At 66.3% G+C, this 25,494-nt stretch carries 25 protein-coding genes, 1 tRNA gene and 1 pseudogene; 20 read left to right on the top strand and 7 right to left on the bottom strand.

Translation table 11 applies throughout. The annotated features are described in order from the left end of the window. The first annotated feature begins 24 nt into the window (after positions 1-24). The 6 genes from lgt to ASD42_RS32990 all read left to right on the top strand — a co-directional run bounded on the left by lgt (position 25) and on the right by ASD42_RS32990 (position 5,949). Complete coding sequence (lgt, locus tag ASD42_RS33015; protein ID WP_235569920.1) at positions 25-1,131, top strand: prolipoprotein diacylglyceryl transferase; 1,107 nt, start codon at positions 25-27, stop codon at positions 1,129-1,131. 224 nt (positions 1,132-1,355) lie between these two features. Then, positions 1,356-1,883 carry a TM2 domain-containing protein gene (locus ASD42_RS35665; RefSeq protein ID WP_056824628.1) on the top strand — a complete coding sequence of 176 codons (528 nt, stop codon included), beginning with the start codon at positions 1,356-1,358 and terminating at the stop codon, positions 1,881-1,883. A 170-nt stretch (positions 1,884-2,053) separates the two neighbouring features. Beyond that, positions 2,054-2,812, top strand: a complete 759-nt coding sequence (locus ASD42_RS35575; RefSeq protein ID WP_174562658.1) for an amino acid ABC transporter substrate-binding protein — start codon at positions 2,054-2,056, stop codon at positions 2,810-2,812. A 3-nt stretch (positions 2,813-2,815) separates the two neighbouring features. After that, the gene (locus ASD42_RS35570) at positions 2,816-3,487 is read left to right on the top strand and encodes an amino acid ABC transporter permease (protein ID WP_056824623.1); all 672 of its coding nucleotides are present in this window, start codon (positions 2,816-2,818) and stop codon (positions 3,485-3,487) included. Between the two features lie 144 nt (positions 3,488-3,631). Further along, positions 3,632-5,050: a pyruvate kinase gene (pyk, locus tag ASD42_RS32995; RefSeq protein WP_131816701.1), complete on the top strand. Its 1,419-nt coding sequence runs from the start codon at positions 3,632-3,634 to the stop codon at positions 5,048-5,050. 2 nt (positions 5,051-5,052) lie between these two features. Next, positions 5,053-5,949: an acyl-CoA thioesterase gene (locus tag ASD42_RS32990; RefSeq protein WP_235569919.1), complete on the top strand. Its 897-nt coding sequence runs from the start codon at positions 5,053-5,055 to the stop codon at positions 5,947-5,949. A gap of 31 nt (positions 5,950-5,980) precedes the next feature. Here ASD42_RS32990 and ASD42_RS32985 read toward each other — a convergent pair whose 3' ends face one another. The 3 genes from ASD42_RS32985 to ASD42_RS32975 form a co-directional block, all read right to left on the bottom strand. Next, positions 5,981-6,337, bottom strand: a complete 357-nt coding sequence (locus tag ASD42_RS32985; protein WP_084787399.1) for a hypothetical protein — start codon at positions 6,335-6,337, stop codon at positions 5,981-5,983. Between the two features lie 140 nt (positions 6,338-6,477). After that, positions 6,478-7,101 carry an arsenate reductase/protein-tyrosine-phosphatase family protein gene (locus ASD42_RS32980; RefSeq protein ID WP_056824616.1) on the bottom strand — a complete coding sequence of 208 codons (624 nt, stop codon included), beginning with the start codon at positions 7,099-7,101 and terminating at the stop codon, positions 6,478-6,480. Between the two features lie 185 nt (positions 7,102-7,286). Next, a complete protein-coding gene (locus tag ASD42_RS32975) occupies positions 7,287-7,796 on the bottom strand; it encodes a monooxygenase family protein (protein ID WP_056824613.1) in 510 nt (169 codons plus the stop codon). Positions 7,797-7,908: 112 nt separating this feature from the next. On the opposite strand from ASD42_RS32975, the gene ASD42_RS32970 reads away from it, so the two are divergent. The 8 genes and pseudogenes from ASD42_RS32970 to polA all read left to right on the top strand — a co-directional run bounded on the left by ASD42_RS32970 (position 7,909) and on the right by polA (position 17,358). Next, a tRNA-Leu gene (locus ASD42_RS32970) sits at positions 7,909-7,995 on the top strand. Positions 7,996-8,160: 165 nt separating this feature from the next. Then, the gene (locus ASD42_RS32965; protein WP_056824610.1) at positions 8,161-8,772 is read left to right on the top strand and encodes an ANTAR domain-containing response regulator; all 612 of its coding nucleotides are present in this window, start codon (positions 8,161-8,163) and stop codon (positions 8,770-8,772) included. Positions 8,773-8,978: 206 nt separating this feature from the next. Beyond that, complete coding sequence (locus ASD42_RS32960; RefSeq protein ID WP_373864340.1) at positions 8,979-10,202, top strand: branched-chain amino acid ABC transporter substrate-binding protein; 1,224 nt, start codon at positions 8,979-8,981, stop codon at positions 10,200-10,202. A 72-nt stretch (positions 10,203-10,274) separates the two neighbouring features. Continuing rightward, positions 10,275-11,312: a branched-chain amino acid ABC transporter permease gene (locus ASD42_RS32955; protein WP_056824606.1), complete on the top strand. Its 1,038-nt coding sequence runs from the start codon at positions 10,275-10,277 to the stop codon at positions 11,310-11,312. Next, positions 11,309-12,745, top strand: coding sequence for a branched-chain amino acid ABC transporter permease (locus tag ASD42_RS32950; protein ID WP_056824601.1), 1,437 nt, complete (start codon positions 11,309-11,311; stop codon positions 12,743-12,745). The genes ASD42_RS32955 and ASD42_RS32950 overlap by 4 nt, the downstream gene beginning before the upstream one ends. Positions 12,746-12,786: 41 nt before the next feature. Further along, positions 12,787-13,692, top strand: a pseudogene (locus tag ASD42_RS35770) (ABC transporter ATP-binding protein); the annotation flags it as partial. Positions 13,693-13,842: 150 nt separating this feature from the next. After that, positions 13,843-14,538, top strand: a complete 696-nt coding sequence (locus ASD42_RS35560) for an ABC transporter ATP-binding protein (protein ID WP_235569926.1) — start codon at positions 13,843-13,845, stop codon at positions 14,536-14,538. Positions 14,539-14,619: 81 nt separating this feature from the next. Then, a complete protein-coding gene (gene polA / locus ASD42_RS32940) occupies positions 14,620-17,358 on the top strand; it encodes a DNA polymerase I (protein ID WP_056824598.1) in 2,739 nt (912 codons plus the stop codon). A gap of 66 nt (positions 17,359-17,424) precedes the next feature. Here the strand turns inward: polA and ASD42_RS32935 are convergent, their stop codons facing one another. Both ASD42_RS32935 and ASD42_RS32930 read right to left on the bottom strand, forming a co-directional pair. Then, the gene (locus ASD42_RS32935) at positions 17,425-17,763 is read right to left on the bottom strand and encodes an LGFP repeat-containing protein (protein WP_056824593.1); all 339 of its coding nucleotides are present in this window, start codon (positions 17,761-17,763) and stop codon (positions 17,425-17,427) included. 170 nt (positions 17,764-17,933) lie between these two features. Then, the gene (locus ASD42_RS32930; RefSeq protein ID WP_056824590.1) at positions 17,934-18,794 is read right to left on the bottom strand and encodes a haloalkane dehalogenase; all 861 of its coding nucleotides are present in this window, start codon (positions 18,792-18,794) and stop codon (positions 17,934-17,936) included. Positions 18,795-19,014: 220 nt separating this feature from the next. Here ASD42_RS32930 and ASD42_RS32925 point away from each other — a divergent pair, with 220 nt between their 5' ends. Then, on the top strand, positions 19,015-19,791 hold the full coding sequence (locus ASD42_RS32925; RefSeq protein WP_056824589.1) for an acyl-[acyl-carrier-protein] thioesterase: 777 nt from the start codon (positions 19,015-19,017) through the stop codon (positions 19,789-19,791). A 77-nt stretch (positions 19,792-19,868) separates the two neighbouring features. Here ASD42_RS32925 and ASD42_RS32920 read toward each other — a convergent pair whose 3' ends face one another. Continuing rightward, complete coding sequence (locus tag ASD42_RS32920; protein ID WP_056824586.1) at positions 19,869-20,180, bottom strand: DUF6191 domain-containing protein; 312 nt, start codon at positions 20,178-20,180, stop codon at positions 19,869-19,871. A gap of 355 nt (positions 20,181-20,535) precedes the next feature. On the opposite strand from ASD42_RS32920, the gene ASD42_RS32915 reads away from it, so the two are divergent. Beyond that, the gene (locus ASD42_RS32915) at positions 20,536-20,955 is read left to right on the top strand and encodes a hypothetical protein (protein ID WP_056824583.1); all 420 of its coding nucleotides are present in this window, start codon (positions 20,536-20,538) and stop codon (positions 20,953-20,955) included. Positions 20,956-21,037: 82 nt separating this feature from the next. Here ASD42_RS32915 and trxA read toward each other — a convergent pair whose 3' ends face one another. Continuing rightward, positions 21,038-21,415, bottom strand: a complete 378-nt coding sequence (trxA, locus tag ASD42_RS32910; protein ID WP_056824580.1) for a thioredoxin — start codon at positions 21,413-21,415, stop codon at positions 21,038-21,040. A 197-nt stretch (positions 21,416-21,612) separates the two neighbouring features. On the opposite strand from trxA, the gene ASD42_RS32905 reads away from it, so the two are divergent. From ASD42_RS32905 to ASD42_RS32890, 4 genes are all read left to right on the top strand, one after another. Then, a complete protein-coding gene (locus ASD42_RS32905) occupies positions 21,613-22,692 on the top strand; it encodes an isocitrate/isopropylmalate dehydrogenase family protein (RefSeq protein ID WP_056824576.1) in 1,080 nt (359 codons plus the stop codon). A gap of 126 nt (positions 22,693-22,818) precedes the next feature. Next, the gene (locus tag ASD42_RS32900; RefSeq protein ID WP_056824573.1) at positions 22,819-23,724 is read left to right on the top strand and encodes an ABC transporter substrate-binding protein; all 906 of its coding nucleotides are present in this window, start codon (positions 22,819-22,821) and stop codon (positions 23,722-23,724) included. A 1-nt stretch (position 23,725) separates the two neighbouring features. After that, entirely contained in the window at positions 23,726-24,664 is a 939-nt protein-coding gene (locus ASD42_RS32895) for an amino acid ABC transporter permease (RefSeq protein WP_056824570.1), read from the top strand. Between the two features lie 26 nt (positions 24,665-24,690). Continuing rightward, positions 24,691-25,443 (top strand): amino acid ABC transporter ATP-binding protein, encoded by a 753-nt coding sequence (locus ASD42_RS32890; protein ID WP_056824568.1) that lies wholly within the window; start codon positions 24,691-24,693, stop codon positions 25,441-25,443. Positions 25,444-25,494 lie beyond the last annotated feature (51 nt).

Below are 25,494 nucleotides of genomic sequence, written 5' to 3'. Positions count from 1 at the left end.
AGCCTCTCCACTAACGTGGGCCGGGTGAACTCAGTCCTGGCTTACATTCCGAGTCCGCCCCAGGGGGTCTGGCACCTCGGACCCTTCCCGCTGCGGGCGTACGCACTGTTCATCATTCTCGGCATCGTCGTCGCCATCTGGTGGGGTGAACGGCGGTGGCGCGAGCGCGGTGGTCAGCCGGGCGCCGTGCTCGATGTCGCGATGTTCGCGGTGCCGTTCGGCCTGGTCGGCGGCCGGATCTATCACGTGGCCACCGACTGGCAGAAGTACTTCGGCGAGGGCAAGCACCCCGTCGAGGCGCTCTATATCTGGCAGGGCGGCCTCGGGATCTGGGGTGCGGTGTTCTTCGGCGCCATCGGCGCCTGGATCGGCTGCCGGATGTACAAGATCCCGCTGCCCGCGCTCGGCGACGCGGTCGCGCCCGCAGTGCTGCTGGCGCAGGCGATCGGCAGGCTCGGCAACTACTTCAATCAGGAGCTCTACGGACGCGCCACCGAGGTCCCGTGGGGCCTGGAGATCTACGAGCGGTTCGACCCGGAGACCGGCGCGCGCGACATGATGAACGGGGTGTCGACCGGGCGAGTGCTCGAGGTCGTGCAGCCGACGTTCCTCTACGAGCTCGTCTGGAACGCGCTGGTCGTCGTCGCGCTGGTGCTGCTCGACAAGCGCTACAAGATCGGTCACGGTCGCCTGTTCGCGCTCTATGTCGCGGGCTACAGCTTCGGCCGGTTCTTCGTCGAACTGCTGCGCAACGACGAAGCCACTCACATTCTCGGCATCAGGATCAACTCGTTCACCTCCGCACTCGTCTTCCTCGCCGCCATGGCCTACTTCGCGTTGGCGACCAAGGGGCGCGAGACACCGGCGCAGCTGCAGCCCGATGCTGAGCCACGCCCCTGGCCGTGGCAGTTCTCCGCGCTGCGGGCGGCCGGTGCGGCCGACGACACCGTGGCGACGGACGCCGAGACCGCGGCCGTCGATGTCACGAAGAAGTCGGATTCCGCTGCGGTGGAAAAGGATTCGGGTGATGAGGCCGACGAGAAGGCCGCGGCGGAGGCGACCGGCGAGGAATCTCCTTCCGCGACCGACGACTCCGCGGAGTCGACGAAATCCGGTGCGAAGAAGTCCTGATCCACGACAGTTTTCGTCGACTCGGCGGGCGTCCGGCAACATTGCGGACGCCCGCCGCGATATTCCGAATGTATGGCGAGCGCCGATCGGTGGCACCCGACAAGACAACACAGGGCAGTACCGGCAACAATGTCGGCGTGATCGTCGCGGGCGCACCGTCGTTCGGTTGATCGCCACTGGCCGGGGGCCACGATGGGTACCCGCACGAATGATGGAGGACATGAGTGACCGACCCCTACAACCCCAATCCCCAGTACGGACCTGACCTGAGCAAGCCGCAGGACAGCGGCTCGCAGCCGCAGTACGGTCAGCCGGCCTACGGTCAGCCTTCCGATCCGTACGCCCAGCAGCCGCAGCCCGGCTACGGCCAGCCGCAGTACGGTGCGCCGCAGCCGCAGTACGGTCAGCCCGCCGACCCGTACGCCCAGCAGCCGCAGCCGGGTTACGGTGCCGCGCCGTACGGGGCCATGCCGCAGGGCTACAACCCGAACGATCCGGAAGCGCCCTACGGCCGGGACATGTACGGCGTGCCCTTCTCGGACAAGCAGAAGCTGATGGCCGGTCTGCTGCAGATCTTCCTCGGCAGCTTCGGTGTCGGCCGCTTCTACCTCGGCTACACCGGCCTCGGCATCGCCCAGATCGCGGTCACCTGGCTGACCTGTGGCCTCGGCGCCATCTGGCCGCTGATCGACGGCATCATGATGCTCACCGGCAAGGTGCCCGACGCGCAGGGTCGCCCGCTGCGCGAGTGATTGCTCGCCCACACGGGGATGTAGACGGGTGCTCTGCTCACGCGGAGCGCCCGTTTTCGCGTTTCCCCACCGGTATTGCGATCACGGTGAGCGATACTCTGTGTCGGTCTGTGGCGGCGCCGTAGCGTCGCTGGGCCTGCGCGTGCCCCATACGCGCAGCGGAGAAAGGGATGTCCGTGCGCAAATTCATTGCTGCCGCCGTACTCGCTGTCGTCGCCGCGACGGGACTGTCGGCCTGCTCGTCCGCCTCGGACCCGAATGTGCTGAAGGTCGGCACCGAGGGCACCTACGCGCCGTTCAGCTACCAGGAGGGCGGCACGCTCACCGGCTACGACGTCGAGGTCGCTCGCGCGGTCGGCGAGAAGCTCGGCAAGCGGGTCGAATTCGTGCAGACCCCCTGGGACTCGATCTTCGCAGGTCTCGAGTCCCAGCGTTTCGATCTGGTCGCCAACCAGGTCACTGTGAACCCCGAGCGCACGGCCAAGTACGCGCTGTCGCAGCCCTATACGACTTCCGAGGGCGTGATCGTCACCAAGTCCGACAACACCACCATCACCTCGCTGGCGAGCCTGGCGGGCAAGACCACCGCGCAGTCGGCCACCAGTAACTGGAGCAAGGTCGCCGCGGGCGCGGGCGCGAAAGTCGAAGCGGTGGAAGGGTTCGTGCAGGCGGTTCAGCTGCTGAAGGCCGGTCGGGTCGACGCCACCGTCAACGACACTCTCGCCGTGGGCGAGTACACCAAGAAGACCGGTGACACCGGCATCAAAGTCGCGGCCCAGACCGGCGAGACCAGCAAGCAGGCCTTCGCCGCCCGCAAGGACGACACCGCGTTGATCACCGATGTCGACAAGGCGCTCGCGGAGCTGCGGGCCGACGGCACCCTGGCTCGGCTGTCGGAGAAGTACTTCGGCACCGACGTCAGCAAATAGCGGATGGATCCGGCTACCTGGGAGCTGATCCGGCAGAACCTGGTGCCGATGCTGAAGGCCACGGTGACGATGACGTTGCCGCTCACGGCCATCAGCTTCGTCATCGGCCTGGCCATCGCGGTGGGTGTCGCGCTGGCGCGGATGTCGACCCGGCGGGTGCTGTCTCTGCCTGCCCGCTTCTACATCTCGATCATTCGCGGCACCCCGCTGCTGGTGCAGTTGTTCATCGTGTTCTACGCCCTGCCGCAGTTCGGGATCGTCATCGATCCGTTCCCGGCGGCGGTGATCGCGTTCAGCCTCAATGTCGGTGGATACGCGGCCGAGGTTGTGCGCTCGTCGATCATGAGCGTGGCGCACGGGCAGTGGGAGGCCGCGCAATCGCTGGGCATGTCCTATGTCCAGACGCTCTGGGACATCGTGTTCCCGCAGGCCGCCCGGATCGCGGTACCCCCGCTGTCGAACACGCTGATCTCGCTGGTCAAGGACACTTCTCTGGCTTCGACCATCCTGGTCACCGAACTGCTGCGCACTGCCCAGCTCGCCGCCGCGCCCACCTTCGACTTCTTCGCCCTCTACGGCGTCGCGGCCCTCTACTACTGGGTGATCTGCCTGATTCTCGGCTTCGGCCAAACCCGTCTGGAGACAAGGCTTTCCCGACACGTAGCAGTTCGATGACAAGTGATTTCGTGAACACATGGGTAACTCATCGGGAACGCTCGGCCCCGTTCCGTCGATAATCGCCGGTCCGGTTGATAGGTGAGGACAACCCCCCGACCGGCAAAATTCGCGGAGCGGCGGACAAGCATTAGGCTAGGGGCCGTGATGCGACGGACGAAGATTGTGTGCACCTTGGGCCCGGCCACTGCCACCCAGGATCGTATTCGTGAGCTCGTCGAAAGCGGCATGGATGTGGCCCGGCTGAACTTCAGCCACGGCGACCACGCCGACCACGCCGACAACTACAAGATGGTTCGCGCGGCCTCCGACGAGACCGGCCGCGCGGTCGGCATCCTCGCCGATCTCCAGGGCCCCAAGATCCGCCTCGGCCGCTTCGCCGACGGCAAGACCGTGTGGGCCAACGGCGAGCAGGTGCGGATCACCGTCGACGAGGTCGACGGCACCCACGACCGTGTCTCGACCACCTACAAAGAGCTCGCCCAGGACGCCAAGGCCGGTGACCGGCTGCTCGTCGACGACGGCAAGGTCGGCCTCACGGTGGAATCCGTCGAGGGCAACGATGTCGTCTGCCGGGTAACCGAGGGCGGCCCTGTCAGCAACAACAAGGGCCTGTCGCTGCCCGGCATGAACGTGTCGGTGCCCGCCCTGTCCGAAAAGGACATCGCCGACCTGGAATTCGCCCTGGATTTGGGCGTCGACTTCATCGCGCTGTCGTTCGTGCGCTCGCCGTCCGACATCGAACTCGTGCACGACATCATGGACCGCGTGGGCCGTCGGGTCCCGGTGATCGCCAAGCTGGAGAAGCCGGAGGCGATCGAGAACCTCGAGGCGATCGTGCTGGCCTTCGACGCGGTGATGGTCGCCCGCGGTGACCTCGGTGTGGAGCTGCCGCTCGAGCAGGTGCCGCTGGTGCAGAAGCGCGCGATCCAGATGGCGCGCGAGAACGCCAAGCCGGTCATCGTCGCCACCCAGATGCTGGAGTCGATGATCGAGAACTCGCGCCCCACCCGCGCGGAAGCCTCCGATGTCGCCAACGCGGTGCTCGACGGCGCCGACGCGGTGATGCTGTCGGGTGAGACCTCGGTCGGCGCATGGCCGATCGACGCGGTGCGCACCATGGCGCGCATCGTGACCGCGGTCGAGACCGAAACCTCGCGGGTACCACCGCTGACCCACGTGCCGCGCACCAAGCGCGGCGTGATCTCCTACGCCGCCCGCGATATCGGCGAGCGGCTCAACGCCAAGGCCCTTGTCGCGTTCACCCAGTCCGGTGACACCGTGCGCCGCCTTGCGCGTCTGCACACCCCGCTGCCGCTGCTGGCGTTCACCCCGATGCCGGAGGTGCGCAGCCAGCTCACGCTGAGCTGGGGCACCGAGACGTTCATCGTGCCGATGGTGGACACCACCGACGCGATGATCCACCAGGTGGATCAGGCGCTACTGTCGCTGGAGCGTTATCGCAAGGGTGACCTGGTGGTCATCGTCGCCGGTTCCCCTCCGGGTACCGTCGGTTCCACCAACCTGATCCACGTGCACCGCATCGGCGAAGAGGACCACTAGTAGTGAACAGTTCGATCGAACTCGAGACCACCCAGGGCGAGCCGACACCCGATCTGCGGGTGTTGCTCGACCTGCTCGACCTCGAGTTGATCGGCGAGGACACCTTCCTCGGCAAGCACCCGGAGAAGGTGTGGAGCCGTACCTTCGGTGGGCAGTTGGTCTCGCAGGCCATCATCGCGGCCGGTCGTACGGCGGGGGATCGGCCGCTGCACGCGATCAACGCGCATTTCGTGCGCGGCGGCGATGTGAAGAAGCCGATCGAGTATCACGTGCAGCGTCACCGTGACGGTCGCGCGCTGGCCAACCGGACGGTGACGGCCAGCCAGGACGGCCAGGAACTGTTCGTGATGCTGGCCGCGTTCCAGGACTTCGGCAAGGGCCTCGAGCACTCCCACGAGGGCCCCGACGTGCCCGATCCCGAAACCCTGCCCCGGGTGGAGGAGAGCTTCGCCGGCTTCGAGGACAAGCTGGAGATGTTCATCAAGGCGCCGCACCCGATCGACATGCGCTACACCAATGATCCGGCGTGGATCCTCAAGGGCACCGGCGAGAAGCTCAATCACAACCGCGTCTGGATGCGTACCGACGGCACGTTGCCCGCCGATCCGCTGCTGCACACCGCCGCGCTGGGTTATTCCTCCGACACCACCGTGCTCGATTCGATCATCACCACGCACGGTTTGTCGTGGGGGCTGGACCGAATTCTCGCGGCGACGGTGAACCATTCGATCTGGTTCCATCGCCCGTTCCGTTTCGACGAGTGGGTTCTCTACGCCACCGAGTCGCCGGTCGCGGCGGGTTCGCGCGGATTGGCGACGGGCCGGTTCTATTCACGCACCGGCGAATTGATCGCCACCACCGTGCAGGAAGGCGTCATCCGGCATTTCCCGGCGCGCTGAGTACCGCTGCAGGCTCACACGGGCGGACAGCTCAACGCAGTTCGTGGTCGAGTTCCGGTTCGACGACGTCGGTGCGCTGATGCGCGCGCAAGGTGAAGGGCACGCCGTACACGGCCAGTGCCAGCCCGCGCTCGAGGTCGGCGATGTCGGCGTCGGTGAGATCGGCCGGATCACCGACCAGACTCAGCGCGATCTCGTAGGTGCTCTCCGCGCTCGGATCGCAACCGGGAAAGCTTCCGCGCCACTGTGATTCGAGATCGCGATGAATCGGATCACTCGCGTCGACAGGCATGGTGAACCGCCAGGCATAGACATCGCGGTCGTGCACATGGTCGTCGAGGACCGTTCGAACACCGGCGACGATGCGGTCGAGGATCTCCGGCGTCACATACACATGGAGCGAAACATCCGAAATGCGTTTCGGCAAGTCTGTAGTCCCGTCGTGTGTCGAACCTGCAAGGGGTAACCACCCACGTCCGCGCCGAAGTCTAATCCCTGCGCGCCGTGGCGAACAGCCCTAGCGCGGACTCAGCGCCCGCGCTGCGCGGCGAGGAAGGCCGACAGGGGCCCGGCGGGCGCGCCGGGTGCTATCACCAGGCCGGGGCGATCGCCGTCGCCGGAGAGTTTCGTCTGTTCGTGCGGGGCGAGCGCTCCCAGTACGGGGAACAGCATTTCGGCGATGCGGTCGCCGACCTCGAGGAAGGCCTCCGGCGAGAGGCCGATCGGATCGGCGATGTTCTCCCGGCCGACGTAGGCCAGGTTGTTGCGCGCATAGTGCAGGGCGGCAATGGATTTCGCGCCGGTGACCTTGGCGATGCGATACGCCTCGGCGAGGGTGAAGGTGCGCGGCGCGGCGCCGAAAGCCAGTTCGCCGACCTGGTCGCGTAGAGAATCGGTCATCGTCAGCACCAGATCGGCGCGATCGACCATCTCGGGCCGGAGCTTTCTGGCCTTGAATCCGGAGGTGTCGCCACCGAGGCCCTGGATGGTCTCCACCGCCATCGGCTCGGGCGGAAAGCCGACCAGGGCGCGGGTGCCCGCGCTTTCCGCGGTGAGGCCGGGTAGTCGGTGCTCTGTCGCGAACGCCCGGGTGAGCCGTTCGGCGATCACCGACCGGCACACATTGGAGTTGCAGACGAAGAGCACGTGCATACCGACACCGTAATCGGGTCGATTGTCACGGAGTAGGTCGGAATTGTAACCATCACAAGCGCGGTACTACCTATTCACCTTTCGGTTGAATGCCGTACATCATTCACGATGCGCAAATCTGTTGTGTGTGACCGTGATACCCGCGAGATAGGGGTGGGAAACCTTGCGATGATATGTGTCGGCCGTCACTCTTTCCGATCATAATAATTCGATTCGGTAATAACCGGCGGCACCGCCGGCGGGGTGCCGTGCACGCGGCCCCTGGTGGAGAACATCGGGCCACGCGCGGGCACGACCGGCGCGAACGCCGCCAGTCCGGTCGTGGTCGACATGTCGTCGTAGACCGCGTCGATCCCACCGCGGCGGAAGTAGGCCTCGTGCCAGAAGCCGGTGCCGCCGGAATCGCGGAGGAATTCCCGCCACCACTGCCGGTGTGGCTCCGATCGCGTCCAGCGCTCGAGCGAATCCAGATCGCGCCAGTACTGCCTGGCTCCCCAGTGGGGCGGAAACATCGACCACACGATGTCTTCGTGCCGAAGCAATCCGTCGGGTCGGTCGGTATGTGAGCGATACAACTTCGGGCCGACGCCGAGCAGTCGCAGCACCCCGCGCGGCGTGCGCACGCGCATCCCGAGCAGGATCATCACCAGGTCGGGGTAGGCGTCCAGGTCGACCGTAGTTCTGTGCACGCGCATGATCGCAGCCCCTTCCGTGGTGCCCTTACGAGGTACTACGGCGCGGGCCGACGTCTGGTTCGACCGGCGGTTGGCTTCCCGGCGCGCCGAGACGCTATAGTGACCGCGGTGCGCCGGGTTGGCGGAACTGGCAGACGCGACGGTCTCAAAAACCGTTGTCCGGAAGGACGTGTGGGTTCGAGTCCCACACTCGGCACCACGGCGGAAGCGCGGCGCAAGTGGCCGCGCTCCGCGGGGGAGTATCCGGCGCAGGGTGTGCGCGATCTCATCGCAGGCGCATTCTCTGCGCGGAAGCAAAAGGTACTCTTTACAACGCCAGTCGTGGTGTGATCGACAGGCATCAGAATCCAGAGGGGTCGAACCTATGAGCACGAATGCAGCCGGCGCCACGCGTGAGGCCGCGGCCAAGCGGGTCGTCGTCGCCGAGGATGAGGCCTTGATCCGGATGGATCTCGTCGAGATGCTCAAGGAGGAGGGCTACGACGTCGTCGGCGAAGCGGGTGACGGGCAGCAGGCCGTCGAGCTCGCCGAGGAGCTGCGCCCCGATCTGGTCATCATGGACGTGAAGATGCCGCGCCGTGACGGCATCGATGCCGCCGCCGAGATCGCGTCGAAACGTGTTGCGCCCGTGGTGATTCTGACCGCGTTCAGTCAGCGCGACCTGGTCGAGCGGGCACGGGACGCCGGCGCGATGGCCTATCTCGTGAAGCCGTTCACCAAATCCGATCTGGTCCCCGCGATCGAACTCGCGGCCAGTCGTTTTCACGAAATCACCGCGCTGGAAACAGAAGTAGCGAATCTGTCGGACCGTTTGGAGACGCGCAAACTGGTGGAGCGGGCCAAGGGCGTGCTCATGCAGACCCAGGGGCTGTCGGAACCGCAGGCGTTCAAATGGATTCAGCGCACCGCGATGGATCGCCGCACGACCATGAAGGCGGTCGCCGAAGTCGTGCTGGAGAACCTCACCCCGCAGTGACACGGTTCGGCTCTCGCTGCCTCGCGGGCCGAAAGCAGAAAATGTTTACGCAAGCGAAACAATAATGTGAACTATTGCTGGACAAGAGGCGTCCGACATGATGCGAATGTGATGCGGATCTAACAAAGCGGCGATATGTTCTCTGCGGGCTGAACGTGGTCGGCCCCCTCGGTGAACCCGGGGAGCACAGGACATAGAGGTGAGACGTGCTCAGTTCGACATGGCGCAGTCGGTCGACGCGAGGAGTTCTGGTTATCGGAGCTGCCGCGTCGTTGGTGTTGTCCGGATGCAGTGACAAGTCGTCCGATGGCGGCGGTGGCGGCAACACCGATCTCTCCATCCAGTCGGTTGTTCAGCTCGATACCCAGGGTAAGGCCGTCGCGACAACCGAAGCCGGTGCGGCCGCGGACCCCGCAGGCGACGGCAAGGCCAAGTGCGCGCCGCTGACCCTCGGCATGGCGGGCCCGCTGACCGGCGGCAATGCCGCCCTCGGCATCAACATCATCATGGGCGTGAAGCTCGCGCTCGACCAGCACAACAAGGCCAACCCGGACTGTCAGGTCTCGGTGAAGCAGTTCGACACCGAGGGCAAGCCGCAGATCGCCAGCCAGGTGGTTCCGACGATCGTCGCCGACCCGAACATCGTGGCGCTGGTCGGCCCGACCTTCTCGGGTGAGACCAAGGCGACCGGCCAGATCCTCAGCGAGGCAGGCATGCCCACGCTGACGGCGTCGGCCACCAACCCCACGCTCACCCAGAACGGCTGGAAGACCTTCTTCCGCGGTCTCGGCAACGACGACTCGCAGGGTCCGGCCGTGGCCAACTACCTGACCGGCGAGAAGGGCTTCAAGAAGATCTGCGTCGTGCAGGACAACACCGACTACGGTGCCGGTCTGGCGAAGGCCTTCATCACCGCCGCGGGTCCCGCGGCCGACGCCTCCTGCGGGACGAGCGTCAAGGAAGGTGACAAGGACTTCTCGGCAGCGGTCTCGAAGCTGTCCGCGGCCAAGCCCGACGCCATCTTCTACGCCGGTTACTACGCCGAGGCGGCACCGTTCGTGCAGCAGCTGCGTTCCGGTGGCGTGACCGCGGCCTTCGTTTCCGCCGACGGCACCAACGATCCCGAGTTCGTCCGTCAGGCCGGTTCCTCGTCCAAGGACGCGCTGCTGTCGTGCCCGTGCAGCCCCGCGCCGGAGAAGTTCGCCGCCGACTACAAGGCGCTCAACGGCCAGGCGCCCGGCGTCTACTCCGTCGAGGGCTACGACCTGACCACGATCCTGCTCAAGGGAATCGATTCCGGCAAGGTCACCCGCGCCGAGCTCGTCGACTACGTCCGTAACTACGACGGCACCGGTGTCGCCCGCCAGTACAAGTGGGGCGAGACCGGCGAGTTGGCCAACATCCAGATCTGGATGTACCAGGTCAAGTAGTTCAGACGATGTGTGCGGCGGTGCGCGTGGCTGTGATGCCACGCGCACCGCTCGCCTGACGCGAGAGTAATCATGACATCAGCGGCTTCGCTCGGTGTATCCCTGTTAGCCGAGGGGTCCATCGATTTCAACGTCTCCGGGGTGATCGACCAGTTCTGGCGATTGACCGTGGACGGCCTCACCTACGGCTCGATCTATGCTCTGGTCGCTGTCGGCTACACGCTGGTCTACGGCGTGCTTCGATTGATCAACTTCGCCCACTCCGAGATCTTCATGCTCGGCATGTTCGGCACCTATGTGGGACTGGAACTGCTCGGCTTCGCGCCCAGCGGCAACGTGTATTCCCAGGGTGTCGGGCTGACGGTTCTGTATCTGGGCTTGGCGATGCTGTTCGGCATGCTCGTCTCCGGCATCGCGGCGGTGGGGCTCGAACGAGTCGCCTACCGGCCGCTGCGCAGGCGGGGCGCGAAACCGCTGGCCTTCCTGATCACCGCGATCGGTATGTCGTTCGTGATCCAGGAGTTCGTCCACTACATCCTGCCCAAGATCAAGCCCGGTCTCGGCGGGTCCAACGCCCAGACCGGTATCCGGCTCGTGGAACCGAAGGTGCAGTTCACCTTCCTCGGCGCGCCGGTCACCAATGTGGCGCTGGTGATCTTCGCCGCGGCCATCGTGCTCGCGGTCACCACCGAGATCGTCATCAACAGAACCAAATTCGGCCGCGCCATCCGTGCGGTGGCCCAAGACCCCGACACCGCCACCCTGATGGGCGTCTCGCGTGAGCGGGTCATCGTGTTGACCTTCCTCATCGGCGGGCTGCTGGCAGGCGCCGCCGCGATGTTGTACACGCTCTACATCCCCACCGGCATCATCTTCTCCGGCGGCTTCATCCTCGGTATCAAGGCGTTCAGCGCCGCGGTGCTCGGTGGCATCGGTAACCTGCGTGGCGCGCTGCTCGGCGGGTTGATCCTCGGCGTCGCCGAGCAGTACGGACAGATCCTGTTCGGTACCGAATGGCGTGACGTGGTGGCATTCGTCCTGCTGGTGACCGTGCTGATGTTCCGGCCGACCGGCATCCTCGGCGAGAGCCTGGGGAGGGCACGCGCATGACCGACCTGACGAAAACCCCGAAAGCACCTGTCGCGCACCAGGATCGACGTGGCATCGGTGACGCGATCCGGGTCTGGTGGGACGGGCTCTCGCGTCCGGCCCAGTGGGCCGTCGGCGTGCCGATCATCGCCTTGCTGGCGCTGATGCCGCTGTTCCCGCCCCCGCTGCTCGACACTCCGGGCGTGAGCTTCGGCGGTGTGATGGCGCAATTCGCGATGTACGCGCTGATCGCCATCGGGCTGAACGTGGTGGTCGGCCAGACCGGTCTGCTCGACCTCGGTTACGTCGGCTTCTACGCCGTCGGCGCCTATACGGTCGGTCTGCTCACCAGTCCGAACAGTCCGTGGAACCAAACCGACGGCGGCTGGCTGGAACCCGGCTGGGCCTGGGTGGCCTGCCTGCCGATCGCGATCGCGCTGACCGCGCTGGCCGGCCTGATCCTCGGCGCGCCGACGCTGCGCCTGCGCGGTGACTACCTCGCGATCGTGACGCTGGGCTTCGGTGAGATCGTCCGACTGATGGCCGACAACCTGGGCGAGCTGACCAACGGCAGCCTCGGGCTCTCCAAGATCGCGTACCCCGCGGTCGGCGAGTCCGAGGCGCACCCCGGCGGCTTCTTCTCCCCGGGCAACCTCGGCGACCCCAACAGCTGGAATCCTTTCCAGCGGGCGAGCAACGGCACCTGGTGGTTCTGGCTCGGCATGGCCTTCGTGATCGTGGTGCTGCTGATCATCGGCAACCTCGAGCGCAGCCGGGTCGGCCGCTCCTGGGTCGCCATCCGCGAAGACGAGGACGCCGCCGAGATCATGGGCGTGCCGACCTTCAAGTTCAAGCTGTGGGCGTTCGTGATCGGGGCCTCGGTCGGCGGACTGTCCGGCGCGATGTACGCCGGTCAGGTCACCTACGTCAACCCCAAACAGTTCGACATCATCTTGTCGATGCTGTTCCTGTGCGCGGTGGTGCTCGGTGGTTCGGGCAACAAACTCGGCGTGATCGTCGGCGCGTTCCTCATCGCCTACCTGCCGATGCGGTTGCAGTCGGTGCAGTTGGTGTCGAGCGAGTCGACCGGTTATCTGATGCTCGGCCTCGATGTCGCGCTGCTGATCGGACTGTGGCTGCTGTGGCGGTGGAAGAAGGATTCGCTGGCCGTGTGGGTCCGGCGGGTGGTGATCGGAGTGGCGATCGTCGGGGTGATCCTCGGTTTGCTGCTGCTCGGCAGCGTGTTGCTGTTCCGTCCGGGCGGCGCTCAGAACCTCGGTGACCTGAAGTACCTCTACTTCGGCATCGCGCTCGTGGTGATGATGATTCTGCGGCCACAGGGTTTGTTCCCGGTGCGGCAGAAGCTGCTCGCCTACGGCAGACAGGTGTACCAGGCCGTGACGCGCACACCAGTGCGCGAGCCGGCGGCCGAATCGATCGGAGCAGGGCAATGACGGGGCCGGGCGCGGGAGACGCGCTGTACGACAACGAAGACATGAAGGCCGGTTACCGGCCGCCGCCCGAGGTCGAGCCCGCGGGCGAGGTCGACGTCACCGCGGTGATGCCCGAACTCGCCGATGCCGAGACGGTCGCCGAGGTGGTCGCGCCGCATCGCGCGATCGAGACCGCCGTCGGCGAACCGCTGCTGCGTACCGACGGTCTGACCGTCAAATTCGGCGGTCTGACCGCGCTCGACGGGGTCAGTTTCGAGATCCGCCGCGGCGAGATCCTCGGTCTGATCGGCCCCAACGGCGCGGGCAAGACCACCTGCTTCAACGCCATCACCGGTGTGTACAAGCCCGCGTCGGGCAGCGTGCACTTCGACGGTCAGCCACTGGCCAAGACCAAGCGCAACGAGATCACCCGAATGGGTATCGCGCGCACGTTCCAGAACGTGCGGTTGTTCGGCGAGATGACGGCGCTGGAGAACGTCGTCGTCGGCACCGACGCTCGCCACACCACGTCGGTGCCCGGCGCGGTGTTCCGTACGCCGAAGTTCAAGCGCGAGGAACGCGACGCCATCGAACGCGGCATGGCGTTGCTCGAGTTCGTCGGTATCGCACCGCGCGCGGTGGAGAAGGCCCGCAACCTGTCCTACGGCGACCAGCGCAGGCTCGAGATCGCGCGGGCGCTGGCCACCGAGCCCAAACTGCTGTGTCTGGACGAACCGGCTGCTGGTTTCAATCCCAGCGAGAAGTCGGCGCTGATGGATCTGATCCGCAAGATCCGCGACGACGGCTACACCGTGCTGCTCATCGAGCACGACATGCGCCTGGTGATGGGCGTGACCGACCGGATCGTGGTCCTGGAGTTCGGGCGCAAGATCGCCGACGGCCTGCCCACCGAAGTGCGCGAGGACCCGGCGGTGATCGCGGCCTACCTCGGCGTTCCCGACGCGGACACCGTCGAAGAGGTGCGTGAGGGCTCCGTGGCAGCCGCGGCGGAGGGTGTGATCTCACCGACGGTTGCGGACACCGTGGCGGTGTCCGAGCGCGAGGACGAGCCGCAAGCCGCTGTCGAGCCGGCGGAGCCGCTGCTCGAGGTGCAGGACATGGTCGTGAACTACGGCCGGATCGAAGCGCTGCACGGCATTTCGCTCTCGGTCGCCCCGGGCGAACTGGTGACCCTGCTCGGTGCCAACGGCGCGGGCAAGACCACCACCATGCGGGCGCTGTCCGGTCTGCTGCCGCTCACCTCGGGTCGGATCCTGTTCCAGGGCAGAGACATCACCACGATGAAGGCCCACGATCGGGTGGTCGAGGGTCTGATCCAGGCCCCCGAAGGTCGCGGGGTGTTCCCCGGCATGACCGTCGCGGAGAATCTCGACATGGGCTGCTACGGCAGACCTTTCGAGAAGAAGGCCGAGTACCAGCAGACCCTCGACTGGGTCTTCGAGCTGTTTCCCCGCCTGGCCGAACGTCGCAAGCAGGTCGGCGGCACGATGTCGGGCGGCGAACAGCAGATGCTCGCGATCGGGCGCGCCCTCATGGCCCGGCCCAAGCTGCTGCTGCTCGACGAGCCCTCGATGGGTCTGGCTCCCATGGTGATCCAGCAGATCTTCCGGATCATCAGCGAGATCAACCGCCAGGGCACCACCGTGTTGCTCGTGGAGCAGAACGCCCAACAGGCTCTGACCCGCAGCGATCGCGCCTACATCCTGGAAACCGGTGAGGTGACCAAGTCCGGCCCTGGTGCGGCGTTGTTGACCGACTCCGCGGTGAAGTCGGCCTACCTCGGCGTGGACTGACCCGGGATCCGGCGAGTGTCCGGCCCCGCATCGCTCTCGGGCGATGCGGGGCCGGTTCTGTCGGTGGGGGTGCCTAGACTCATGCGCGTGAGTTCACCGACGACTGCGCAGGCATCGACACCGACCACTGCCCCCGATGGCGAGCGGCCTACGCTGCTGCTCCTGGACGGGCATTCGATCGCCTATCGCGCGTTCTTCGCGCTACCGGCGGAGAACTTCAAGACCGTGACGGGTCAGACCACCAACGCGGTGTACGGATTCACCTCGATGCTGATCAATCTGCTGCGCGACGAGAAGCCGAGCCATGTCGCCGCGGCGTTCGACGTGTCGCGCAAGACTTTCCGCACCGAGGCGTACCCCGAGTACAAGGCCAATCGCAGCGCCACCCCCGACGAGTTCCGTGGGCAGGTCGAACTCACCAAGGACGTGCTCGGCGCGATGGGCATTCCGGTGATGGCCATCGACGGCTACGAGGCCGACGATGTGATCGCCACCCTCACCACCCAGGCGATGACCCAGGGCTACCGGGTTCTCATCGTCACCGGCGACCGCGACGCGATCCAGCTGGTCAACGACGACGTCACCGTGCTCTACCCGAAGAAGGGCGTCTCGGATCTGACCCGCTTCACCCCGGCCGAGGTGGAGACCAAGTACGGACTCACGCCCGCCCAGTACCCCGACTACGCGGCTCTGCGCGGCGACCCGAGCGACAATCTGCCCGGCATTCCCGGGGTGGGGGAGAAGACCGCCGCCAAGTGGATCCGCGAATACGGTGACCTCGCCACCCTGGTCGACCGGGTCGATCAGGTGAAGGGCAAGGTCGGCGAGTCGCTGCGCGCGAACCTGTCCAGCGTGGTGCTCAACCGCCAGCTCACCGAGATGGTGCGCGAGGTGCCGCTGCCCTACAGCCCCGATCAGCTGGCCAAGGCGCCGTGGGACCGCGACAAGATCCACCAGCTCTTCGACGACCTCGAATTCCGGGTCCTGCGCGACCGGCTCTTCGACACCCTCGGTTCCCCCGAGCCGGAAGCCGAATCGGGTTTCGAGATCAGCGGTGGCGCCCTCGATCAGGGCGCGGTCGCCGACTGGCTGGCCGAGCATGCGAAAGCCGGTGTGCGACACGGCCTCTCGATCGTCGGGACCGGCACCCCGGTGCACGGTGACGCGCGGGCCCTGGCCATCGCCGCGGCCGACGGCGAGGGTGGCTACATCGATCTGACCGTGCTCACCCCCGAGGACGAGACGGCCCTGGCGACGTGGCTGGCAGACCCCGAGGTGCTCAAGGCCCTGCACGAGGCCAAGTCCGCCGGTCACGCCCTGCGCGGGCGCGGCTTCACCCTGGGCGGTCTCGCCACCGACACCGCCCTGTCGGCCTACCTGGTGCGCCCCGGCCAGCGCAGCTTCAATCTCGACGACCTGTCCCTGCGCTACCTCAAGCGCGAACTGCGCGTCGAGACCGGCGACACCGGCCAGCTCTCCCTGCTCGACGACGAGGACACCGTCGCCGCCGATATCGCGCGCGAGGAGATGCTGCGCGCCCGCGCGGTCGCCGACCTGGCCGTGGCCCTCGATACCGAACTCGAGGCGATCGAGTCGACCCCGCTGCTCACCGAGATGGAGCTGCCGCTGCTCGGGGTGCTCGGTCAGCTCGAGGAAGCGGGCATCGCGGTCGACGTCGCCCAGCTCGAAAACCTCCAGCAGCAGTTCGCCGACCGCGTCACCGAGGCGGCGAACTCCGCCTACGACGTGATCGGCAAGCAGATCAACCTCGGCTCGCCCAAGCAGTTGCAGGTGGTGCTGTTCGACGAGCTCGATATGCCCAAGACCAAGCGCACCAAGACCGGCTACACCACCGACGCCGACGCGCTGGAATCGCTGTTCGAGAAGACCGGCCACGCGTTCCTGGAACACCTGCTCGCCCACCGCGACGCGACCCGGCTCAAGGTGACCGTCGACGGCCTGCTCAAGTCGGTGTCCGACGACGGCCGCGTGCACACCACGTTCAACCAGACCATCGCCGCGACCGGTCGACTGTCCTCGACCGAGCCGAACCTGCAGAACATCCCGATCCGCACCGACACCGGCCGCCAGATCCGCGACACGTTCGTGGTCGGTCCCGGCTTCGCCGAGCTCATGACCGCCGACTACAGCCAGATCGAGATGCGCATCATGGCGCACCTGTCCGGCGACGCCGGTCTGATCGAGGCGTTCAATTCCGGCGAGGACCTGCACACCTTCGTCGCGTCGAAGGCCTTCGACATCCCGATCGCGGAAGTGAGCCCCGAGCTGCGCCGCCGGATCAAGGCCATGTCCTACGGCCTCGCCTACGGTCTCAGTTCCTATGGCCTGAGCGCCCAGCTGAAGATCAGCACGACCGAGGCCAAGGAGCAGATGGACGTCTACTTCGATCGCTTCGGCGGCATCCGCGACTACCTGTCCGACGTCGTCGACCAGGCCCGCAAGGTCGGCTACACCCAAACCCTGTTCGGTCGCCGCCGCTACCTGCCCGACCTGGACTCCAGCAACCGCCAGCGCCGCGAATCCGCCGAGCGCATGGCGCTCAACGCCCCCATCCAGGGCACCGCGGCCGACATCATCAAGGTCGCGATGATCAACGTGCAGAAGGCGATCCACGACGCCGGACTGCGCTCGCGCATGCTCCTGCAGATCCACGACGAACTCGTCTTCGAGGTGGTCGAGGGCGAACGTGAAGCGCTCGAAGCCCTTGCGCGCGAACAGATGTCAGCCGCGATCGACCTCTCGGTGCCGCTCACCGTCTCCGTCGGCACCGGCCGCAGCTGGGACGCGGCCGCGCACTGAGACGGCCCAGACGCCACGATGGGCACCTACCCGCGCGGGTAGGTGCCCATCGTCAGGCAACGCTGATTACGCGTTGACCGTCACCGCATCGTCGGCGATCGAGTAGCTGATCGAGCCGTTCTCGAACTGGCTGATCTTGCCGCCGTCGATGTCCTGCTCGTCGGTGGTCGGGTAGCCCAGTCGGCCGCCCGCGCCGCCTTCGGCTTCCCATGCCAGTCGGATGGCGCCGTACACGGTCTTGGCTCCGGTCGGGAGCTTGAAGTAGATGACTCCGCCGGTGAATTCCTGGAACTTGCCACCGTTGGGGGCGTCCTGCTCCGCCGAGGTCGGCTCACCCAGCGGGCTGGACGCGCCACCGGCTTCGTTGTAGTGATCGCCGATAGCCCCAGTGACTTCGAATGCCATGTCGAACAATTCCTTTCACGCAGTAACAATTGGCCTAGCGGCGGCGACGCTACAGTGCGATCGCCCGTTCCCGGCGGCGACACGCGGGAGATTCACAATCTGGTCACACTTTATTAGCCAGAGATTCGCTCGGGCTCGACGACCGGAACCGGCGCACTGTCCAGGCGGCGCTAGCGAAAACGCTGGACGATAGCTTCGGCGATCGTGCCGGGCTCGTGTTCGGGGACGAAGTGTCCGGCGTCGGGCAACTCGACGACCTGGTGATCGGTGAACGTGCCGCGCATCCGTGGCAGGAACGACGCAGGCCGGAAAGCCATGTCCTTCATGCCCCAGATCAGCAGTGTCGGGGTGGCCGCGAGTCGAGCGGGCACGTCGGTGGCCAGCTGCTCGAGAAAGGGGCGGGCAGCCAGGATCTGTCCGGGCATCGCGGCGATGCCGTGCCTGGCTTCTGGTGAGGGCTGCACCGCGCGATAGTGATCGGCCTCGGCGTCGCTGATCGTGTTCCGCAGCTCACGGAGCAGAAAACGCTCGACGAGCAGGTTGTCACGCAAGATCCGCCGCTGCATCGGCGCGCTGCCCATGACCCGGCTGAACGCCTTCTGCGGCCACGTTTCCGTCGGCCACAACAGGGTGTTGCCGAGCACCAGCCCGCGAACGCGGTCGGCGCGGTCGGCGCCCACCGCGGCACCGATCGGCCCGCCCCAGTCCTGGCCCATGATCACGAACCGGTCGAGTCCGAGATGGTCGACGAGCTCGCCGACGACAGCCGAGTGCTCGGCGATGGTGTAGCCGTAGCCCGGCGGCCGCTCGGACAGACCGAAGCCCGGGTAATCGACTGCTACGCAACGAAACCGGTCACCCAATCGCATGATGATCTTGCGGTAGAGAAAGCTCCACGTGGGGCTGCCGTGGCAGAACAGGAGGGGGATCCCGGAGCCCTCGTCGATGTAGTGCACCCGGCCGGCGGAGGAATCGAACCAGCGGGACTCGAAGGGGTAGAGCGCGTGGTCCGGTGTGAAATCGATCAGCATCGCATCCGTCCTGTCCGGGGGCTTCGAACCGACCTTACGGACGAAAAGTTCTGCGGTTCAATATCTTCGATCGAGGCGTCGCTGAAACGCTCGCCCCGCGTGCGGGGTGACGGGCCCGGACCGACCGCGCGCCGGCCGGAGTGTTCCCGGCGACCGGCCGGTGCACGCCCGGTTTCGTCGGATCGGGGCGGGCGTGGCGAACTGTGGCAGCATCGGCCCTATGCCTGCTGACGTCATCGCGACCCCGCTGCCCGACTGCCCCGATATCGAGCAGGCCTTCGCGATGTCGTGGCCGGTGCGGCTGGGTGATACCGACGGCGACGACCGGTTGCGGCTCGACGCGGTGGCGCGGTATCTGCAGGACATCGGGTTCGATCACCTCGATGCTGTCGAGGACGGCCACACCCATCAGGCGTGGATCGTGCGGCGCACCGTCATCGACGTGTACGAGCCGATCGTGTTCGGCGACCGCGTCCAGCTACGTCGCTGGGCCGACGCGCTCTCGAATCGCTGGTGCGACATGCGAATTCAGCTGCGCGGGGAGAAGGGCGGACACATCGAGGCCGCGGCCTTCCTGATCCACATCGACCCTGTCGCCGGCCGGCCCGCCCGGATGAGCGAGGCGTTCATGGCGCCGATGCTGGCCAGCACCACCGAGCACCGCCTCCGCTGGAAAGCGGCCCTCACCGAACTCGACGACCCACACGTGGAGGCGGTGCCGTTCCCGCTGCGCGTCACCGATGTCGATCGGCTCGGCCACGTCAACAACGCCGTCTACTGGGAAGCGGTCGAGGAGGCGCTCGCGGCGCACTCAGGCCGCCACCGGTTGCCGTATCGGGCGATCGTCGAACACGTCGGCCCGGTGATGATGGGCGACAAGGTGGTATTGCGGACGAGCTCGCAGCCCGACAGCCTGCGCGTGCAGGTCGATGTCAACGGTTCGGCGCGGGCTCTCGCCTCGGTCGAACCCCTCTCCGGCGAGGTGCCGGGGCGCTGATCGAGCAGCGGCGGCGATGTCGTCGAAAACCTACGGCGCGCTGAGGCTTTCGCCCGCGACGCGCGCTGGGAACGGCTTCAGCGCTCGCGGGCCACCAGCGATGCCGACCCGCCGGCCAGATCCACCCGATCTCGCGGCGGCGCACCCTCCGACGGGTCCTCTCGATGCATGAGCGTGCTCTGGCGCTGCTCGAACTCGTGGTGCTTGGACCCCTGGAACATCGCGGTGAGATGTTCGAAGCCGGTCGCCGCGGCGACCGTGCCCCCACGCTTGCGCGTCCACGGCAGAAAACGTGTCCCGGTGGCCCGGTTGATCGCCACCTCGATGAACGCCAACAGGATCAGCGCACACGCCAGCCCCGGAATCGTCATCGCCATGAGTGTCCCCATACTCGATACGGTACCCATCGCCGTGCCGCGGCCAACGTTACCGATCCTGAGCTGCGGTGATGGTACTCACGAGTAGACACTCCGGGCGGTGAACCAGGTTGCGGTTTCGAGGCGATCGCCCTATTCTCGACTGCGTGCCGAATCCCGCCCGCTGTGCCGCGCTGCTAGTCGCTGACCGCGACCTCGCGGTCGCTGCTGCGCAGACCGCGCAGGTAGCTTCACGGCGAATTCTTCTCGTAGTAATCCGCCGTAGCGGGGTCTGATTCGGACCAGCCCCTACGCTGCGGGCTGCTTTTCATCGTTCTGCTGGTCCCATCCTGCCAACGAAGACATCTTCGGGAAGACCTCACCTGCAATGACGCTGACACTGGACCATGCCCTGTTCGACGCCGCCCCCAAGGGTCTGCGCGCCGAGCTCACCGACCTCGACCCCGCCGCCTTCCTCGACCGGTACACCCGCGCCGACGGATCCATCGCGCTTCGCGAATGGTCTTGTTCCGGAACGGATTTCACCGCCACCCTGGAATTCGCCGACCATCTTCGCACCGTCATCGCCACCGGCAGCCCCGTCGCCGTGATGACCTCCGCGCTCTACGACGAGGGCTACCCCCTCGAGATCCTGCGCTTCCATCAGCGCCCGACCACCGACGGCATCGCCACGTTCATGCACTGCGAGATCAACGGCAGGCGTGGCTGGGCGGTGGCGACAGCCGCCGACAGCGCGGAGTCGACCGTGCGCGCCATGATCGCCGGCGTCAACCTGCTCGCGGGCTGACACCACACGAACACATCGGGGCCCGTTCACCGCGAAAGGTGAACGGGCCCTTTGCGTTGCGCGCGAAAGACGCGGCGCCGAACTACTCGGCGGGGGAGGACTCCTGCTGCTCGGCGATCTGCTTGCGCACCTCGTCCATGTCCAGGTCCTTGATCTGGGTCACCAGATCCTCGAGCGCGGCAGGCGGCAGCGCGCCGGGCTGGGCGAAGACGAGCACGCCCTCGCGGAAGGCCATGATGGTCGGGATCGACTGGATGTTGGCGGCAGCGGCGAGTCCCTGCTCGGCCTCGGTATCGACCTTGCCGTAGACGACGTCGGTGTGCTTTTCCGACGAGGTCTCGTAGGTCGGCGCGAAACTGCGGCACGGACCGCACCAGGAAGCCCAGAAATCGACGAGGACCACGTCGTTTCCGGTGATGACTTCGTCGAAGTTCTGCTGGGTCAGCGTCTGGGTGGCCATGACGTCCTCTCCTTGTCGGTGTCCTCGGCTGTAACGCCGCGGCGTCCTACTATCTTCCCCCGATCGGGCGACGCTCCGGCTGTCACGGCCCGGTCGGGCAGCGAATCCGCACTACAGCGGCCAGAAATTCAGTCTCGGCCGCGTGTCAGTACCGCCCGCGTGGTCCCCGCTGGGCGGGTGCGCGCGAAGATAGCGGAGTGAACGCGACGAAGGCGAGCCTGCGACTCGGAGTGATCGACGGCGACGGAATCGGCCCCGAGGTGGTGGCCGCGACCCGTGCGGTCGTCGATGAGGCGATCGGCGCGGCCGGGCTCGCCCCGGTGCAGTGGGTTCCGCTGATGATCGGGCACGACGCGATCGCCGCGTACGGCAACCCGCTGCCGGAACAGACGCTGACCGCCCTCGCCGATCTCGACGCCTGGATCCTCGGCCCCCACGACAACGCCTCCTACCCGTCGGACATTCGGGTGGCACCGGGCGGCGTCATCCGCAAACGCCTCGGGCTCTACGCGAACATCCGCCCCGCCGTCGCGTTCACCGGGGTGCGCGCGATGGCGCCCGATATCGATCTGGTGATCGTTCGGGAGAACAGCGAGGGCTTCTACGCCGATCGCAATATGTTCGCCGGCTCGGGGGAGTTCCGTCCCACCGAGGACGTGGCGATGGCGGTCGCGGTGATCACGCGCCAGGCGTGCGAGCGGATCGCGCATCAGGCGCTGCGGCTGGCGCAGGGTCGGCGCAAGCGGGTCACCGTGGTGCACAAGGCCAATGTGCTGCCGATGACGACCGGGCTGTTCCGTGACGTCTGCTACGCGGTGGCCGAGCAGTATCCGGAGGTGACCGTCGACGACGAACACGTCGACGCGATGGCGGCGCACCTGGTGCGCTCACCCGCCGAATACGACGTGATCGTCACCGAGAACCTGTTCGGCGACATCCTCTCGGATCTGGCCGGTGAGCTCAGCGGTTCCCTCGGCATGGCCGCCTCGCTCAACTGCTCCGACACGCGCGCGATGGCACAGGCCGTGCACGGCGCGGCGCCGGGTCTGGCCGGACATAATCGGGCCAATCCCGCCGCGCTGCAATTGTCGGCGGCAATGCTGTTGCGCTGGTTGGCAGTTCGTGACGACAATCGTTTTCTCCATGATGCCGCCGACCGGATTACCCGCGCCGTGGCGGCGACGTTCGCGGCCGGAATCGCGACCGCGGATCTCGGCGGACTGGCTTCCACCAGCGAATTCACCGAACAGGTCAGTGCCCGTGTGCACCGGAGGTGAAGGGACCCCTTTCACATCGGCTGATTAATCTTCGGTTACTGTCGCACCACGCTGTGTCCGGTTCGCATACATTGCCAAACAGGCGCTGACACGTGGCCGGCGTCGACGTGAAATGTGGAGGCTCCTTTGTCTGTTCGAACTGTCCTCGGCCGTGGCGCCGTGCGGCTGCTGTGTACCGTCGCCGGCGGTGCCTTGTTGTTGACCGGCTGCGCCGAGAACACCGAGGGCGACGGCGCCTCGGTGGACAAGGTGTCGGCGGAGAAGGTCGACGCGCTCGCCGCGGCGGTCCCCGACAAAGTGAAGCAGGCAGGCAAGTTGGTCGTCGGCGTGAACGTGCCGTACCAGCCGAACGAGTACAAGGACGCGAGCGGCAAGATCGTCGGCTTCGATGTGGACCTCCTCGACGCCGTCGCGAGCACCCTCGGACTGAAGGTCGACTATGTCGAATCCTCGTTCGAGAAGATCATTCCCGCCATTCAGGCAGGGACCTACGACGTGGGTATGTCCTCGATCACCGATTCGCGCGAACGTGAGCAGCAGGTCGATTTCACGACCTATTTCTCCGCGGGCATCCAGTGGGCCCAGCAAACCGGTAAAACGATCGATCCGAACAATGCGTGCGGCCTGAAAGTCGCCGTACAGGCCACTACGGTCGAGCACACCGACGAGATTCCCGCCAAGAGCGCCAAGTGCGTCGCCGAGGGTAAGCCCGCTATCGATATGAAGGCATTCGACGAGCAGAGCGCCGCGACCAACGCATTGATGCTCGGCCAGGTCGACGCGATGTCGGCCGATTCCCCGGTGACCGCGTACGCGATCAAGCAGGGCGAAGGCAAGATCGAGTCGGCGGGCCCGCTGTTCGACTCCGCGCCCTACGGCTGGGCCGTGCAGAAGACCTCGCCGCTGGCGGTGTCGTTGCAGAAGGCGCTGCAGCACCTGATCGACAACGGCAAGTACGGCGAGATCACCACCAACTGGGGTGTGCAGGACGGTCAGATCAAGACCTCGGTGATCAACGGTGCAGTGAGCTGACGTGACCGACGAGAAAGACACGGTGGAGGTGCCCGGACCGGGCACCGAACCCGAACCGATCAAAGCGGTCCCGCTGCGCAGGCCGGGCCGCTGGATCGCGGCGGCAATCATCCTGATCCTGGTGGGATTGTTCGTCTACGGTGCTGCTACCAATCCCGCCTACCGGTGGGATACCTACGGCAAATATCTGTTCGACACCCGCATCACCCAGGGTGCGATCGTCACCCTGGAACTCACCGTGCTCGCGATGGCGATCGCGGTGGGTCTGGGCACGGTGCTGGCGGTGATGCGCCTGTCGCCGAACCCGGTGCTGCGCACGGCCGCCTGGATCTACCTGTGGATCTTCCGTGGCACTCCGGTGTTCGTGCAGTTGGTGTTCTGGGGTCTCGTTCCCTCGCTGTACAAGCAGATCGATCTCGGCGTGCCGTTCGGTCCGCAGTTCTTCCACCTCGACGTGCAGAACCTGCAGGCCGCGTTCCTGTTCGCGGTGATCGGCCTCGGTCTCAACGAGGCCGCGTACATGGCCGAGATCGTGCGCGCGGGCATCAACTCCGTCGGCGAGGGTCAGCGCGAAGCGTCGGTGGCGCTGGGTATGTCGTGGACGCAGACCATGCGCCGCACGGTGCTGCCGCAGGCCATGCGGGTGATCATCCCGCCCACCGGCAACGAGCTGATCGGCATGCTCAAGACGACCTCGCTGGTCACCGCGATTCCCTTGAGTACCGACCTGTTCGGCCGCGCCCGTGACATCTACGGCGTGAACTTCCAGCCGATCCCGCTGCTGCTCGTCTGTGCCACCTGGTACCTCGCGATCACCAGCGTCCTCATGGTCGGCCAGTACTACTTGGAACGCTATTACTCGCGCGGTGCCACCCGGCAGCTGACGGCAAAGCAGCTCCAGGAACTGGCCACGGCGCAGGCGGCGGTGAAGGCGAAATGACCGAACCACAAGTGGCAGTCCCGCCCATGGTGCTGGCCGACCGGGTGTGCAAGAACTTCGGCGCGCTACAGGTGCTCAAGGGCATCTCGCTCGAGGTGCAGCGCGGCAAGGTGCTCACCCTGGTCGGGCCGTCCGGCTCGGGCAAGTCGACGTTCCTGCGGTGCATCAATCACCTCGAGCAGGTGAACGCGGGCAGGCTCTATGTCGACGGCGATCTCGTGGGCTACCGGGAGAAGAACGGCAAGCTCTACGAGATGCACGAGCGCGATGCCGCGGTGCAGCGTCGCGATATCGGCATGGTGTTCCAGCATTTCAACCTGTTCCCGCACCGTACGGCGTTGGAGAACGTGATCGAAGCGCCCATCCAGGTGCGCGGGATCCGCAAGTCCGAGGCGATCGCCAGGGCCGAGGACCTGCTCGAGCGGGTCGGGCTCTCGGCCAAGCGCAATGCCTACCCCGCGCAGTTGTCCGGCGGTCAGCAGCAGCGCGTCGCCATCGCGCGAGCGCTGGCGATGGATCCCAAGCTGATGCTGTTCGACGAGCCGACCTCGGCACTGGACCCGGAGCTGGTCGGTGAGGTGCTCGCCGTGATGCGGGAGCTGGCCGATTCGGGCATGACCATGCTGGTGGTGACCCACGAGATGGGCTTCGCCCGCGAGGTCGCCGACGAACTGGTGTTCATGGATGCCGGTGTGGTCGTGGAGTCGGGTCCGCCGCGTGAACTGCTGGCCAACCCACAACAGGAGCGGACCCAGGCTTTCCTGTCACGTCTGCTCTGACTGTCCCGCCTCCCCGCGTAGTTCGGCCGAACTGTGTTCTTGCGAGATCAG

It is taken from the genome of Nocardia sp. Root136 (assembly GCF_001427185.1).
Lineage (GTDB): Bacteria > Actinomycetota > Actinomycetes > Mycobacteriales > Mycobacteriaceae > Nocardia > Nocardia salmonicida.
This window is presented reverse-complemented; position numbering and strand designations above follow the sequence as displayed.

What these genes read in the sequence shown, in the direction of transcription:
- ASD42_RS35560 (WP_235569926.1), top strand. Translation starts at nt 13,843, where the DNA reads ATGGTCGTGAACTACGGCCGGATCGAAGCGCTGCACGGCATTTCGCTC.
- ASD42_RS32975 (WP_056824613.1), bottom strand. Translation starts at nt 7,796, where the DNA reads ATGCGCGTGCACAGAACTACGGTCGACCTGGACGCCTACCCCGACCTG.
- ASD42_RS35570 (WP_056824623.1), top strand. Translation starts at nt 2,816, where the DNA reads ATGGATCCGGCTACCTGGGAGCTGATCCGGCAGAACCTGGTGCCGATG.
- ASD42_RS32930 (WP_056824590.1), bottom strand. Translation starts at nt 18,794, where the DNA reads ATGCTGATCGATTTCACACCGGACCACGCGCTCTACCCCTTCGAGTCC.
- ASD42_RS32920 (WP_056824586.1), bottom strand. Translation starts at nt 20,180, where the DNA reads ATGGGGACACTCATGGCGATGACGATTCCGGGGCTGGCGTGTGCGCTG.
- ASD42_RS32890 (WP_056824568.1), top strand. Translation starts at nt 24,691, where the DNA reads ATGGTGCTGGCCGACCGGGTGTGCAAGAACTTCGGCGCGCTACAGGTG.
- ASD42_RS32955 (WP_056824606.1), top strand. Translation starts at nt 10,275, where the DNA reads ATGACATCAGCGGCTTCGCTCGGTGTATCCCTGTTAGCCGAGGGGTCC.
- ASD42_RS32915 (WP_056824583.1), top strand. Translation starts at nt 20,536, where the DNA reads ATGACGCTGACACTGGACCATGCCCTGTTCGACGCCGCCCCCAAGGGT.
- ASD42_RS32935 (WP_056824593.1), bottom strand. Translation starts at nt 17,763, where the DNA reads ATGGCATTCGAAGTCACTGGGGCTATCGGCGATCACTACAACGAAGCC.
- ASD42_RS32980 (WP_056824616.1), bottom strand. Translation starts at nt 7,101, where the DNA reads ATGCACGTGCTCTTCGTCTGCAACTCCAATGTGTGCCGGTCGGTGATC.
- ASD42_RS35575 (WP_174562658.1), top strand. Translation starts at nt 2,054, where the DNA reads ATGTCCGTGCGCAAATTCATTGCTGCCGCCGTACTCGCTGTCGTCGCC.
- polA (WP_056824598.1), top strand. Translation starts at nt 14,620, where the DNA reads ATGCGCGTGAGTTCACCGACGACTGCGCAGGCATCGACACCGACCACT.
- ASD42_RS32965 (WP_056824610.1), top strand. Translation starts at nt 8,161, where the DNA reads ATGAGCACGAATGCAGCCGGCGCCACGCGTGAGGCCGCGGCCAAGCGG.
- trxA (WP_056824580.1), bottom strand. Translation starts at nt 21,415, where the DNA reads ATGGCCACCCAGACGCTGACCCAGCAGAACTTCGACGAAGTCATCACC.
- ASD42_RS32950 (WP_056824601.1), top strand. Translation starts at nt 11,309, where the DNA reads ATGACCGACCTGACGAAAACCCCGAAAGCACCTGTCGCGCACCAGGAT.
- ASD42_RS32925 (WP_056824589.1), top strand. Translation starts at nt 19,015, where the DNA reads ATGCCTGCTGACGTCATCGCGACCCCGCTGCCCGACTGCCCCGATATC.